This window comes from Kribbella soli, from assembly GCF_004331345.1.
GTDB lineage: Bacteria > Actinomycetota > Actinomycetes > Propionibacteriales > Kribbellaceae > Kribbella > Kribbella soli.
In genome coordinates, this window is the sequence record NZ_SJJZ01000001.1 from 1,881,609 (window position 1) to 1,895,898 (window position 14,290).

Below are 14,290 nucleotides of genomic sequence, written 5' to 3' on the forward strand. Positions count from 1 at the left end.
CAACCCCCAACTTGATGGGTCAGCCAGGCAAATTGGCTGGTCAGCCAGGCAAATTGGGGAGGACCGGGGGCGAGGGGGCCGGGGCCGCGGGTGGTGTTGCCGGCGCGGATGATCCGGTTGGTGCGGTCCGGGATCGGCTTCCTGTTGCGTTCGGTGCGCTTTGGGGCGAGCTGCCGCTCCTCGCCTCCGCCGGTATCCTGGTGTGTACGGCGGGGGCTCTCGTCGTCCTGCTCAGTCCGGGGCTGTCACCACTCAGCGTCCTACTCGCCGCACTCCTCATCTCACCTGTCTGGGGAGCAGTCATCGCGACCACGGACGCAGTCGTCTTGTGGGACCGCGGTGGTGTCGCAGTACTGCTCAAAAACCTGCGGAAGCACGCCTTTGCGGGTCTGGGGGTCGGGGTGGTGCCTGGTGTAGTGGCTGCGCTTGGACTGTTCAACTGGCAGCTGTACTCCGGGCCGGTCTTCGCGGTCCCGTTGGCGGTCAGTGGCTGTGCAAGCGTGCTGCTACTACTCGCCTCCTGCTACGCGTTCAGCCTGCGCGTCACCTCCGGACTGCGCGGCCAGACACTCTGGTTCACCGCGCTGCATCTGGTCGCCCGCGCCCCGCTGGTCCCACTCGGCGTACTCGCACTGGCTTTCGTGGCTCTGCTGCTCGGGACCTCGGTTACCGCCTCACTACTTCTGCTCGCTCCCGGTCCGGTGGCGTTGTTCGCCTCTGCCGGTACATGGACGGAGAAACATGCACTACACCGGTGACAACCTTCGACACTTCGCACTGCCGTTGGGAGGTCTCGGCACCGGCACCGTCGCGCTGGCCGGCAACGGCGCGCTGCGGCAGTGGCAGCTGCACAACATCGGCAACCACGAAGGGCATGTGCCGGACAGCTTCTTCGCGATCCGTCTCTCCCAGATCGAGCCGCCGCTCGACGAGATCCGCCTCCTCCAAGGACCGCCGCTGGAGCCCACCGACACCCCGCTGGTCACCGATGACGTGGTGCCGGCCGGTGAGCGGCGGCTGCACGCGGCGATCCCGTCAGTCGGCACGACCAAGGTGACCGCGACGTACCCCCGCGCACGCGTGGAGTACGAGACGGATCTGCCGGTTGAGATCAGCCTGGACGTGTTCAACCCGTTGGTGCCGTCGGACGCCGCGGTCAGCTCGCAGCCTGTCGTCGGGTTCACGTTCACGCTGCACAACCCGGGTGAGATCGCCGTGCACGGCAAGCTCGCAAGCGCGCTCCAGAACTCGATCGGCTGGGACGGCGTCACGCCTGTCGACGGCGTGTCCTGCAGCCTGTACGGCGGCAACACGAACCGCACCCGCCGCGCCGACGGCTGGACCTCACTCGTCCTCGAGAACACCAGCCTGCCCCTCGACCACCCCGGTTCCGGGCAGCTGGTGCTCGCGACCGACTCCGACGCGCTCGCTCACCCGCAATGGACCCGTCCGGAGGAATTCGTTGCCTTCCTCAACGGTCCCGTGACACCGGCGAGCGGTTCGAGCGCGCCCGGGACGACGTGGAACGGTGGGCTGGCAGTCCCGTTCAACCTCCAGCCAGGTGAGACCGCCAAGGTCCGGTTCCTCATCGCGTGGCACTTCCCGAACCGATATGTCGACTTCAACCAATTCGGCCCGCACCCGGAGTACGGTCACAGCCGCTTCTGGCTCGGCAACGCGTACACCCGTCGTACGCCGGACGCGGTCGCCGCAGCCGACCGCTTCATCGAGCACTGGCCCGAACTGGAAACACTGACGACCGCCTGGACAGAGGCGTTCGAGGAGAGCAGCCTGCCCGGCGAGGCCGGTTCACGGCTAGCAGCGCTAGCGGCCGACGTACGGAGTCCAACCGTCTTCCAGACCGCGGACGGCGACGTACTCGGGTTCGAAGGCGTGCTCGGCGCGTCCACCGCGATGTGGGGCGGCCGGTACGGCGGCTCGTGTCCACTGAACTGCACGCACGTGTGGAACTACGAGCAGACGCTCTCGCGCCTCTTCCCGTCGCTGGAGCAGAACATGCGTGACACCGAGTACGACGTCATGCAGGCACCGGAGGGGTACATCCCGCACCGGGTACGCGCACCGCTCTACGTGAAGCAGCTGTGGGACGTGGTGATCGGCGGACCGGAAGAGCCGGCACTGGACGGGATGCTGGGCAGTGTGTTGAAGACGTACCGCGAGGTGCGCCAGGGTGCCGGTCTGGACTGGCTGGGGCGACGCTGGCCTCAGGTGGTCCGATTGCTCGACCACATCCACAGCAAGTGGCTGCGGGACGGCGTACTGCGTGGCATCCAGCCCAGTACGCACGACATCGACCTGTGTGGTGTCAACTCGTTCATGGGCACGCTGTGGCTCGCTGCGCTGCGTGCGGCGGAGGAGATGGCGCTACTGCTCGGTGAGGACGCCAAGGAGTACCGCAGCCTGTTCGACGCGGGCAGCACGGCGTACGACGAACTGCTGTTCACAGGCGAGTACTACCGGCAGATCCTGGACCCGGACGAGACCCGTGACTTCCAGTGGGGCGACGGCTGCCTGGCCGACCAGCTCATCGGGCAGTGGTGGGCGCACCAGCTGGACCTCGGTTACCTGCTTCCGGAGGACCACGTGCGTACGGCGCTGCGCAACGTCGTACGGCACAACCTGCGGACCGGTTTCCGCGACTTCGACCACCCGTACCGCGTCTTCGCCGACGGCGACGACACCGGGCTCCTCATGTGCACCTGGCCGCACGGCGGTCGCCCCGACATCCCCACGCGGTACTGCGACGAGGTCTGGACCGGCTCGGAGTACCAGGTCGCCGCCCACTGCCTGTACGAAGGCCTCACCGATGAGGGCATGTCCATCCTGCAAGGCCTCTGGACCAGGTACGACGGAACCCGCCGCAACCCGTTCAACCCGATCGAATGCGGCGACCACTACATCCGCAACGCCGCCGGCTGGTCCGTCCTGGAAGCCCTCACCGGCTACCGCCACAACGCCCTCACCAAGACCATCACCTTCGCGCCCCTGGAACTCGCCCGCACCGACACCACCTGGCAATTCCCCTTCACCACCAACACCGGCTGGGCCACCGCCACCCATACCGCCACCACCCTCACCATCACCTGCGAAGCCGGCCACCTCGACCTCCGAACAGTCCACATCGACGGCACGCCGTACCAGATCGACGCCCCGATCCACCCCGGAAAACCCTTGGTGATCACGACAACCTGACGCCTACGGTCGAGACATGAACCTCGTCGAACGCGCACAGGCGTTGCAGGCCGAGGCCCAGCAACTCTTCACGCGACTGGACCTCGGCACCGCGTTCCCGTGGAAGCCGGTACTGATCGGCAGCGCACTGTCGGGCCTAATGGTCGACCGCGACCTGGACGTCATGTTCGACGCGCCCGACGCCACAAGCGCCACCATTCTCACCGGCCTGATCACCCTGGACCGCCGGGTCGAGTTGCGCAGCGTCGACTTTCGAGACGAGCGAGCCGACCGCCGCCCCACACCAGCCATCACCGACGAACGCTTCTACGCGGTCCTACACACCGACAACTGGAAAATCGACCTAACCTTCTGGCTACACGTGGTCGGACGACCGCACGTGCCAGACGCACTGCGACTGAAGCGGGCGAGCGCTGAGCAGCGGCAGCGAATCCTGAAGTTGAAGGACGCCAACCCCGAGCGAGACAGCTCAGCGATCTACGCCGCTGTACTTCATTGGAGTTAGTGCCACTTCGCTGGTCGGCTGTAGGCCCGTCCGCTGGTGGGGTCAACCACTGTTGGCGGCAGTTGGGCACCCGTCAGCTTGGACATCCCGATGCTGAACGAGGCGGGCATCAGGTTGCTGAGCTCAGCCGAGTACCGCTTCGGCGGAAACGCCGCCGCGAGGAACATCCCGGCGTTCAGGGTCCGAGCCGTTCGGATCGCCGGGGTGAGGTCGCTGTCCGCGCTGATGATCAAGGCCGCGTCCGTTGCGTGGATCGCCGCATCCGCGACCACTGCGGTCGCGATATTCACGTCCGTTTCCTTCTCCTCGTACTGAATCCATGACGCCGCGCACGCTCGACAGGTCCGCACCTTCTTCTGATACCGACCTTGAGTGATCTCGATCAGCCCAGGGTTCCGTGCCAAGAGCGCCGCCTGATAGCGGCCTTGGCGCGACGCCGCCGCCGGGTCATCGAGGACCGGCGCGGTGAAGTAGTGCACGCCGACGAGTGAGCTCCGTGGGCGTAGCAGCCGGGAAAGCTTCACCAGATCCAGCCAGAGCAGCCGCCGCCCAGAACGTTCTTTCAGGCCGTGATAGAGGTTGAACCCGTCGACATAGACGGTCAGACGTTCGGGCGTGAGAGGCGCGGTGTGCGACGGCATTGCAGGACAGTAGTCGTCCACAGCCGTTCAGCGCAGGTTGGACTCGACGGCCTGTGGATGACTATGATGTGGCTACCACGCCAAGGCCTCGCGGCTTTGGTCCAACGGCCTCCTTCGGGAGGCCGTTTTTGTTTGTGTGAAGGAAGAGTGCCGGCCGCCCGGCAACGCCACCGGACGGTCGGCACTCGATCAGAGGAGTCCTAGTTCTGCGGACTCTTTGTCGGTGAAGAGGCGGGAGCGGATCAGGAAGCGGACGCCCTCGGGGGCCTCCACCGAGAACCCGCTGCCTCGGCCTTTCACCACGTCGACGGTGAGTTGGGTGTGCTTCCAGTACTCGTACTGGTTCGCGGACATCCAGAAGCCGATCGGATCGTCTACCCCGTCGACGACCAGATCACCGAGATGCACGTCCGCCGACCCCGTGATGAATTCCCCGTCCGGGTAACACATCGGCGAGCTGCCGTCGCAGCAGCCACCGGACTGGTGGAACATCAGCGGACCGTGCATCCCGGTGAGGCGGCGGAGCCACTCCGCCGCCACGTCTGTCAGCAACACCTTCTCGACCATGGGCTCAGAAGAAGCCGAGCTTCGACGGGCTGTAGCTGACCAGCAGGTTCTTGGTCTGCTGGTAGTGGTCGAGCATCATCTTGTGGTTCTCCCGGCCGATGCCGGAGTTCTTGTACCCGCCGAACGCCGCGTGCGCGGGGTACGCGTGGTAGTTGTTCGTCCAGACCCGCCCGGCCTGGATCTCCCGGCCGGCCCGGTACGCCGTGTTGATGTCCCGCGACCAGACGCCCGCCCCGAGGCCGTACAGCGTGTCGTTGGCGATCTTCATCGCGTCGGCGTAGTCGTCGAACTTCGTCACCGCGACGACCGGGCCGAAGATCTCCTCCTGGAAGATCCGCATCTTGTTGTCGCCCTCGAAGACGGTCGGCTGGATGTAGTACCCGCCGGCGAGGTCGCCTTCCAGTTCCGCGCGAGCTCCACCGGTCACGACCCGAGCGCCCTCTTCGCGACCGATCGCGATGTAGGCGAGGATCTTCTCGTACTGGTCGTTGCTGGCCTGCGCGCCCATCATCGTGTCGGTGTCGAGCGGGTTGCCGAGCTTGATCGCCTGCGTCCGGGCCACCGCGTCGCCGAGGAACGAGTCGTAGATCGACGACTGGATCAGCGCCCGCGACGGGCAGGTGCAGACCTCGCCCTGGTTCAGCGCGAACATCGTGAAGCCCTCGAGCGCCTTGTCGTAGAAGTCGTCCCGGGACGACGCGACGTCGGCGAAGAACACGTTCGGGCTCTTGCCGCCGAGCTCGAGCGTCACCGGGATGATGTTCTCGGACGCGTACTGCATGATCAGCCGGCCGGTCGTGGTCTCACCAGTGAACGCGACCTTGGCGACTCTGTTGCTCGAGGCAAGCGGTTTGCCGGCCTCGACCCCGAAGCCGTTGACGACATTGAGTACGCCGGGCGGCAGCAGGTCGTGGATCAGTTCGAGCAGCACGTGGATCGAGGCCGGGGTCTGCTCGGCCGGCTTGAGGACGACGGCGTTGCCGGCCGCCAGCGCGGGCGCCAGCTTCCAGACCGCCATCAGGATCGGGAAGTTCCACGGGATGATCTGCCCGACCACGCCGAGCGGCTCGTGGAAGTGGTACGCGATCGTGTCGTCGTCGATCACCGACACCGAGCCCTCCTGGGCCCGCAGCGCGCCGGCGAAGTACCGGAAGTGGTCGATCGCCAGCGGCATGTCGGCGGCCAGCGTCTCGCGGACGGCCTTGCCGTTGTCCCAGGTCTCGGCGACCGCGAGCAGTTCGAGGTTGGCCTCGATCCGGTCGGCGATCTTGTTCAGGATGTTGGCCCGCTCGGCCGGCGACGTCCGTCCCCAGCCCGGCGCGGCACCGTGGGCGGCGTCGAGGGCGCGCTCGACGTCGTCCGCCGTACCGCGAGCGATCTCGGTGAAGGTCTCACCGGTGACGGGAGTGGGGTTCTCGAAGTACCCGCCCTTGACCGGCGGCACCCACTCGCCGCCGATGTAGTGGTCGTAGCGCGACTTGAACGCGACCGGGCTGCCATCCTGCCCAGGAGCTGCGAAGATCGTCATTGGTTCTCCTTCGGATACCCGACGTTGGACCGAAGGTAGGAGAATGAACGTTGCACCGACGTTGCAGCGCGGAGTGAGGCGGCATGGACGCACCGGATCAGGCCCGCCGGTTGAGTGAGTTGTACGACGAGGTGCTCGGCGGTGGCCGAGCCACGGCCGACCCGCGGCCGCTGGTCGCCGCTTCCTGGGAGCGCTCTCTCGCGGCCGCGGTGGATCCCGAGCTGGACGCGCCACCGGTGATCGTCGACCCGGACGTGGTCGCGGCGCTCCGCGAGAACCACCCGCTGCAGGCCGTCCTGCCGGTGCTCCGGCAGACGCTGACCACGATCGCCGACGAGGCGTCGCACATCATGATCATCACCGACGCGCAGGGGACGATCCTGTGGCGCGAGGGCTCGTCGGAGGTGAAACGCCAGGCCGACCGGATCGCGCTGTCCGAGGGTGCGGTCTGGTCGGAGGAGAAGATCGGGACGAACGGCATGGGTACGTCGCTCGCCGTCGGACAGCCGGTCCAGATCCACTCGGCCGAGCACCTGGTCCGCCGGATCCACGAATGGACCTGTGCCGCCGCGCCGGTCCACGATCCCGACACCGGCAAGCTGCTCGGCGCGGTCGACGTCTCCGGACCGCTGCGCACGGTCCACCCCGCGATGGTCGCCCTGGTGACCGCGGCGGCTCAGCTCGCCGAGGGACAGTTGAAGGTCCGGATGGCCGCCGCCGACGAGATGCTGCGGGCCCGCAACATGCGGCACCTGATGGCGCTCGGCGATGCGCCGGGCGCGTTGCTGACCCCGACCGGCCGCGTGCTCGCGGTCCAGCCGCTCGAATGGTTGCCCGACCGCCTCGTCGTACCGGACGGTGCCGACCGCATCGACCTCGGCGACGGACGGGAAGGACTGGTGGAGCGACTGGACGAGGGCTTCCTGCTCCGCATGCCCGGTACGCCGGTACGCCGTACGCGACCGTCGTTGCGGTTGAAGCTGCTCGGCTCGGGGCAGCCGATCGCGGTCGTCGGCGGCCGCGAGATCGCGCTGACGTTGCGGCGCGCCGAAGTACTCGCACTGTTACTACTGCAGCCGACCGGACTCACGGCCGAGCAGCTGATGCTCCAGTTGTACGGCGACGAAGGCAACCCGACGACGGTCCGCGCCGAGATGCACCGGCTGCGGAACCTGCTCGGCGGCGGAGTCCTCGACACCAAGCCGTACCGCATCATCGCCGACGTCACCGGCGACGTGACCGAAGTACAGGCAGCCCTCCGCCACGGCGATCTCACCAAGGCCCTCGACCTGTACACCGGCCCGCTGCTGACCCGCTCGGACGCACCCGCGCTGCGAGCCGAACGCGACGAGCTCGACGCCACCCTCCGCCGCGCCACGCTCGACGCCCACAACGCCGACCTGCTGTGGCAGTTCGCGCAGACCAGCACCGGCGCCGAGGACCTGGAAATCTTCGAGGCCCTCGCCGCCGGTCTACCAACAGACGACCCCCGCCGAGCAGCCGTCGCCGCCCGGCTCGCCAGACTCCTCGACTGAATTACTCGCGGCCGACGAGGATCCACATGTAGTCGCGGTTCTTGGTCGGGAAGGTGGCGGTCTTGTTGCTGACTTCCTTGGTCTTCTTGCAGTCGCTGGTGGTGTACTTCCAGCGCACGACCTGGACCCGCCAGGACTGCTTGAGCTGGTGCAGACGGCGTACCTTGTTGGCCGGAACCTCGGCTGTGTAGGACCAACTGTCGGTGACCGCGTGGGACTTCCCGACGGTCTTGGAGTACTTGTTCTGGATCTCGGCGATCACCAGCGGGATGCTCACCCCGAGGTCACCGGACCAGGCCGAGTTCGACTCCGAGGTGGCGGTCTTCTGGTAGGTGATCCGGCCGGGACCCTCCATCCAGTCGCTGTACAGGTTCGTGCCGACGTACACCTCGTGCCCGCCCCGGGTGTACCAGTTGACGGTGTTCGTGTCGCACTTCTTGGCCACGGCCGGCGCCGCGTTCGCGGCGGCCGGCACCACCAGACCGGTCGCGATCAGTACTCCAGCAGCGATTCCCCGACGAAGACGCATGGTTCTCTCCCACCGAAACCGATTGACAGGTACTGCGGTTGCAGTGGTAGGAAACTTACGGATTGGTCCACTACGGGCGCAACGAACCTTCTGTAACGCTGTGTGTCGATTTGGTGACAGCGGAATTCGCGGCGTGACGAGCCCTACACAGACATGACTGACGGGTAACCGACCAATAACATCGCTGGTATGCAGATCCTCGCCATCGTCGTCTCGCTCGCGATCGCCGCCGTCGGTATCGCGTTGTTCGGCAAGACGATCGGGCACATCGTGTCCGTCATCAAGCTGGGGCAGCCGACCACCGGTCGCACCGACAACCCTGGGCAGCGCTCCGTCACGCTCGCCAAGGAGACGCTCGGCCACACCCGGATGCTGCAGTGGAGCCACATCGGCGTCCTGCACTGGTTCGTCGCGTTCGGTTTCATCGGGCTGTTCCTCAGCCTCGTGACAGCGTTCGGGCAGCTGTTCGACCCACACTGGGTGCTGCCGGTGATCGGTCACTGGTTCGTGTTCGAGTGGGTCAGCGAGTTCCTGACGTGGACCGGCCTGGTCTCGATCATCGGGTTGATGGCGATCAGGCTGCGCAACCTGCCGCGGGGCGAGAAGGGCCGCTACAGCCGGTTCTTCGGATCCACCGCCTGGCAGGCGTACTACGTCGAGTACACGATCCTCGGTGTACTGATCTGCATCCTGCTGCTCCGCGGCCTCGAGTACGAACTCGGCGGCGGGACCAAGTTCCACTTCCCCAGCACGTTCTTCGTCGGCACCGGCCTGTTCGGCGGACTGTCCGAGCACGCGCTGGAGAACACCGTCTACCTGGTCGCGATGATCAAGATCGTGATCTCGTTCGCGTGGATGATCACGATCTCGCTGAACGCGACGATGGGCGTGGCCTGGCACCGGTTCACCGCCTGGCCCAACATCTGGTTCAAGCGCAAGGCCGACGGCGGTACGGCGCTCGGCGCGCTGCAGCCGATCAGCGTCAACGGTACTCCGATCGACTTCGAGAACATCGAAGAGCTCGACGAGGACGCGGCGCTCGGGGTCGGCAAGGTCGAGGACTTCACCTGGAAGGGCCTGCTCGACTTCACCACCTGCACCGAGTGCGGGCGGTGCCAGTCGCAGTGCCCGGCGTGGAACACCGACAAGCCGCTGTCGCCGAAGCTGATCATGATGGGGCTGCGCGAGCACGCGTACGCCAAGGCGCCGTACCTGCTGGCCGCCGATGACGATGCCCGCAAGTCGCTGCCGGAGCTGGTGCTCGCCGAGCAGGAGAAGCCGTTGGTCGGACCCGCGGATGTCGCGGTCATCGACGAGGAGGCGCTGTGGGCGTGCACCTCCTGCGGTGCGTGTGTGCAGCAGTGCCCGGTCGACATCGAGCACGTCGACGCGATCATGGACATGCGCCGGTACCAGGTGCTGATCGAGTCGTCCTTCCCGTCCGAGCTCAACGGGCTGTTCAAGGGCCTGGAGAACAAGGGCAACCCGTGGAACATGAACCCGTCCGGCCGGATGGACTGGGCCAAGGACCTGCCGTTCGAGGTCAAGCAGGTCGGTTCGGACGTCGAGTCGCTGGACGAGGTCGACTACCTGTTCTGGGTCGGCTGCGCCGGCGCCTTCGAGGACCGCGCGAAGAAGACCACGCAGGCGGTGGCTGAGCTGCTGAACATCGCGGGCGTGAGCTTCGCCGTACTGGGTGACGGCGAGACGTGTACGGGCGACCCGGCGCGGCGGTCCGGCAACGAGTTCGTGTTCCAGCAGCTCGCGATGCAGAACGCGGAGGTCTTCAAGGAGACCAACGTCCGCAAGGTCGTCTCGACCTGCGCGCACTGCTTCAACACACTGAAGAACGAGTACTCCCAGCTGGGCGTCGAGCTCGACGTCATCCACCACACCCAGCTGCTGAACCGGCTGGTCCGCGACGGCAAGCTGACCCCGGTCGCTACGGCCGACAGCTCGCTCAACGGCCAGAAGATCACGTACCACGACCCGTGCTACCTCGGCCGCCACAACCAGGTGTACGACGCCCCGCGCGAACTGCTCGACATCATCCCGGGCGCGGAGTACGCCGAGATGCCGCGGAACCAGACGAAGTCGTTCTGCTGCGGCGCCGGTGGCGCGCGGATGTGGATGGAGGAGAAGCTCGGCACCCGGATCAACCTGAACCGGACCACCGAGGCGGTCGAGACCGGCGCCGACAAGATCGCCACCGGCTGCCCGTTCTGCCGGGTGATGCTGTCCGACGGCCTCACCGCCAAGCAGGCCGACGGATCGGCCCGCGAGTCGGTCGAGGTCCAGGACGTCGCCCAGCTCCTTCTCGCTTCTGTAAAGCGTGGTGAAAGCTGACCTGCAACTAGCTGCAAAACTCTTCCTCCCCGGGTGGTCCAGACCATAAGATCCACCGTCTGAATCACCTGGGGAGGAAAACGCATCATGAAGTTCCGCGCCGTCGTGGCCACTGCGGCCGCCGTACCACTCGCCCTCGGCCTGGCCGCCTGCGGCGGAGAGCCCAAGGCCACCGGCTACAAGCCGACGACCCCGGCCGAGACACCGGCCGCATCGCAGCCGGTCGCCACCACCACGGTCGCACCGCCCAAGCCGGCACCGGTCGCCCATCTGAACCGGGCAACGTTCGTGTCTGCGATGACGTCGGCGGTCAGCAAGCAGAAGACCTGGCACACTGTCGGCACGATCACCGCCAACGGCTCGACCGTGATGACGATGGACGGCTACCAGACCACGAACCCGGTCGCGATGTCGATGGAGATGGCCGGTGCGGCGTTCCAGGGCAAGACCGCGAAGGTCATCCTGATCAAGAACACCGGGTACGTCTCGATTCCCGGCGTGACGCCGGCCGGGAAGTACAAGAAGTTCACGACCGGCCTGAACGACCAGCTGAGCGAGCTGGTCGAGGGCGGCGACCCGACCAAGATCTACAAGTCCTTCGACAAGAGCATGGTCGACCTCAAGTTCGTCCGCACCGAGACGATCGGTGGGCAGCAGCTCGACCGGTACGCCGTGACTGTGAACGCCGCGAAGGCGCTCGCTGCCCAGGGCAAGAAGGTCCCGGCGGGGATGCCGAAGACGCTGACCTACTCGATGTGGCTGGACAAGGCCCATCTGGTGCGGCGGATGACGTTCGACCTCAGCGGCGTCTCGATGGTGATGAACATGACCGACTACAACAAGCCGGTGAACATCACCGCGCCGCCGGCGAGCAAGATCGTGAAATAGGCCGGAATCGGTCATTTTCCCACCCTGTCGTGTGAACTTCTCGTAATCTCCCGTTACGGATGTGATCACCTCAGGATGATCGGGTGGGTGGGTGCCGATGCCGACTACACGACGCAACTTCCTTACTGTCAGCGGAGCAGCGGCGGCGCTCGCGCTGAGCGGCAGTCTTCCGGAGATCAAGACAGCCGCAGCGGGATGGACCGGCCGGGTCGACCGGCGGGATCCGTTCACGCTCGGTGTCGCGTCCGGCGATCCGTTGCCGGACGCGGTGGTGATCTGGACCCGGCTGGCCCCCGATCCACTCGCGCCGTTCGGCGGGATGGATCGGCGGCCGGTCGAGGTGCAGTGGCAGGTCGCGGAGGACGAGCAGTTCCGCCGGATCGTCCGCTCCGGCACGGCCAGAACCGGGCCCGAAGCGAGCCACTCGGTGCACGTCGACGTACGTGGACTGCGGCCTTGGCGGCATTACTGGTACCGCTTCCGCGTGAACGGGCAGCTCAGCCCGGTCGGTCGGACCAAGACCGCACCGGCGTACGACGCTGTCGTTCCTGAGCTGTCGCTCGCGTTCGCGTCCTGCCAGGCGTGGTGGGAGGGCTGGTACACGGCGTACGCCGACATGGCGAAGCGCGACCACGACGTGGTGTTCTTCCTCGGCGACTACATCTACGAGTTCGGGATCGACCGCGGCATCCGGCCGCATTCGAACGAGCCGTACATCACCCAGCAGACCGTGACGCTGGACGAGTACCGGCAGCGGTATGCGGCGTACAAGCTGGATCCGGATCTGCAGAGCGCGCACGCGAAGGCGCCGTGGATCGTGACGCTCGACGACCACGAGGTGGTCGACAACTGGGCCGACGAGGCGCATCCGAGTGCACCGCCGGCCCAGTTCCGGGTACGCCGGGCCAACGCGTTCCGGGCGTACTGGGAACACATGCCGCTGCGGCTCGCGCAACTGCCGAAGGGGCCGGACATGCAGCTGTACCGGCGGATCAGGTACGGGCGGCTCGCGGAGTTCAACGTGCTCGACACGCGTCAGTACCGGTCGGACCAGGCGTACGGCGACGGCACGAAAGCGCCCGGCCCGGAGACGGCCGATCCGGCGCGCACGATCACCGGCGACGCGCAGGAGAAGTGGCTGCTCGACGGCTGGGCGGCGGCGCAGACGCGCTGGAACGTGCTGGCGCACCAGACCGCGATCGCCCGGCTGGACACGAAGGACGGGCCGGAGGTGCTGGTCCCGATGGACACCTGGGACGGGTACGAGGCGTCGCGGAACCGCATCCTCGGCGGCGCCGCACAGCGGAAGGTCCGCAACCTGGTGTCGATCGCGGGCGACCTGCACCGCAGCGTGGCGTCGGACCTGAAGCTGGACTTCAACGACCCGGCGTCGGCGACGGTCGGCGCCGAGTTCGTCGGTACGTCGATCACGTCCGGGATCGACGGCGAGGACCTCGACGCCGGCGGTGCGACCTTGCTGCGGGAGAACCCGCACATGAAGTTCGGCAACTTCCAGCGCGGGTACGTCAGCTGCTCCATCACGCCGCAGCGGTGGATCTCCGACTACCGCGTCGTCGACAAGGTGTCCGTCCAGGGCGGCACCGTGAGCACTCGCGCCAAGCTCCTCGTCGAGGACGGCCGCCCCGGCATCGCGGAGGTACAGAAATGAGGATCCCCCGACAGACCGTCGTCGCGGCCGGCACCTTGCTGGCGGCCGCACTGCTCGGCTCCAGTTCGATGCCTGCAGCAACCTCTGACGTGGCGGTCGGCGTCGCCCCGGAGCAGCTGAGCGTGGTCGGACTCCCCTGCTTCCCCAGCACCCTCAACCTCACGATGACCAACACCGGCAGCCAGGACCGGTACGCCGACCTGACGCTCGAGCCGACCGGTCCGCTACAGCTGTCCCGGACCCTGTTCTCGTCGTGGCTGCCCGCCCTCGATCCCGATCAGCCCGTCTCCGCGCCGGTCGAGGTCCGCGTACCGCGCGACACCAAGCCGGGCTCGTACAACATCGGCGTCGAGGTCGACCGGAACCGCGTGACCGTTCCGGTGACCGTCGAGCCGCTGCCGTCGAAGGGCCCCGGTGACAACCTCGCGCTCGGCGAGCAGGCGACGGCGTCGTCCACCCACGGCAACTTCACCCTCTGCGGCGCCGTCGACGGCGACAAGGACCCAGAGCACTGGGACACCCTGACCGGCTGGAACGACGGCACCCGCGCGGCCTTCCCCGACACGTACGATGTCGCACTGTCGGCACCCGCCACCGTGAACCGGGTGGAGCTGTACACACTCGACTCGGCGAAGTACCCGGCACGGCTCAACGGTCTCCGCGACTGGGACGTCCAGGTGAAGGTCGGCGGTGCCTGGCAGACCGTCACCCAGGTCCGCGGCAACACCCTTGGCCACGTCACGTCGACGTTCGACCCCGTGCAGACGGATGCTGTACGCATCCTCTGCCTCGACGGCAACGACCACACCTACTCCCGCATCGTCGAACTCGAGGTCTACGGAACCTGATCCTTGCCTGAGTCAACCGTT

Annotated in this window: 12 protein-coding genes; 8 read left to right on the forward strand and 4 right to left on the reverse strand. The window is 66.8% G+C overall.

Annotated elements, in window-relative coordinates:
• Positions 1 to 53 precede the first annotated feature (53 nt).
• From E0H45_RS09395 to E0H45_RS09405, 3 genes are read left to right on the forward strand one after another with little or no spacing between them, the layout of a single operon-like run.
• The gene (locus E0H45_RS09395; protein WP_131336136.1) at positions 54 to 758 is read left to right on the forward strand and encodes a hypothetical protein; all 705 of its coding nucleotides are present in this window, start codon (positions 54 to 56) and stop codon (positions 756 to 758) included.
• Positions 742 to 3,213, forward strand: coding sequence for a GH116 family glycosyl-hydrolase (locus tag E0H45_RS09400; protein ID WP_202872233.1), 2,472 nt, complete (start codon positions 742 to 744; stop codon positions 3,211 to 3,213). Before E0H45_RS09395 ends, E0H45_RS09400 begins: the two co-directional genes overlap by 17 nt.
• Positions 3,214 to 3,229: 16 nt before the next feature.
• Positions 3,230 to 3,718, forward strand: a complete 489-nt coding sequence (locus tag E0H45_RS09405) for a hypothetical protein (protein WP_131336138.1) — start codon at positions 3,230 to 3,232, stop codon at positions 3,716 to 3,718.
• Here the strand turns inward: E0H45_RS09405 and E0H45_RS09410 are convergent.
• From E0H45_RS09410 to adh, 3 genes are all read right to left on the reverse strand, one after another.
• Positions 3,715 to 4,359, reverse strand: a complete 645-nt coding sequence (locus E0H45_RS09410; RefSeq protein WP_131336140.1) for an NYN domain-containing protein — start codon at positions 4,357 to 4,359, stop codon at positions 3,715 to 3,717. The genes E0H45_RS09405 and E0H45_RS09410 overlap by 4 nt on opposite strands.
• Before the next feature lie 189 nt (positions 4,360 to 4,548).
• Positions 4,549 to 4,926 (reverse strand): DUF779 domain-containing protein, encoded by a 378-nt coding sequence (locus E0H45_RS09415; RefSeq protein ID WP_131336142.1) that lies wholly within the window; start codon positions 4,924 to 4,926, stop codon positions 4,549 to 4,551.
• 4 nt (positions 4,927 to 4,930) lie between these two features.
• Positions 4,931 to 6,454, reverse strand: coding sequence for an aldehyde dehydrogenase (gene adh / locus E0H45_RS09420; RefSeq protein WP_131336144.1), 1,524 nt, complete (start codon positions 6,452 to 6,454; stop codon positions 4,931 to 4,933).
• 83 nt (positions 6,455 to 6,537) lie between these two features.
• Between adh and E0H45_RS09425 the strand changes: the two genes are divergently transcribed.
• The gene (locus tag E0H45_RS09425; protein ID WP_131336146.1) at positions 6,538 to 7,989 is read left to right on the forward strand and encodes a GAF domain-containing protein; all 1,452 of its coding nucleotides are present in this window, start codon (positions 6,538 to 6,540) and stop codon (positions 7,987 to 7,989) included.
• A gap of 1 nt (position 7,990) precedes the next feature.
• Here the strand turns inward: E0H45_RS09425 and E0H45_RS09430 are convergent, their stop codons facing one another.
• Positions 7,991 to 8,518, reverse strand: coding sequence for a hypothetical protein (locus E0H45_RS09430; protein ID WP_131336148.1), 528 nt, complete (start codon positions 8,516 to 8,518; stop codon positions 7,991 to 7,993).
• A gap of 189 nt (positions 8,519 to 8,707) precedes the next feature.
• Here E0H45_RS09430 and E0H45_RS09435 point away from each other — a divergent pair, with 189 nt between their 5' ends.
• The 4 genes from E0H45_RS09435 to E0H45_RS09450 all read left to right on the forward strand — a co-directional run bounded on the left by E0H45_RS09435 (position 8,708) and on the right by E0H45_RS09450 (position 14,269).
• Positions 8,708 to 10,864, forward strand: a complete 2,157-nt coding sequence (locus E0H45_RS09435; protein WP_131336150.1) for a (Fe-S)-binding protein — start codon at positions 8,708 to 8,710, stop codon at positions 10,862 to 10,864.
• Between the two features lie 87 nt (positions 10,865 to 10,951).
• Entirely contained in the window at positions 10,952 to 11,752 is an 801-nt protein-coding gene (locus tag E0H45_RS09440; protein WP_131336152.1) for a LolA-like protein, read from the forward strand.
• Between the two features lie 97 nt (positions 11,753 to 11,849).
• Complete coding sequence (locus tag E0H45_RS09445) at positions 11,850 to 13,421, forward strand: alkaline phosphatase D family protein (RefSeq protein ID WP_131336154.1); 1,572 nt, start codon at positions 11,850 to 11,852, stop codon at positions 13,419 to 13,421.
• On the forward strand, positions 13,418 to 14,269 hold the full coding sequence (locus E0H45_RS09450; RefSeq protein WP_202872235.1) for a galactose-binding domain-containing protein: 852 nt from the start codon (positions 13,418 to 13,420) through the stop codon (positions 14,267 to 14,269). The genes E0H45_RS09445 and E0H45_RS09450 overlap by 4 nt, the downstream gene beginning before the upstream one ends.
• The last annotated feature ends 21 nt before the right edge of the window (positions 14,270 to 14,290 follow it).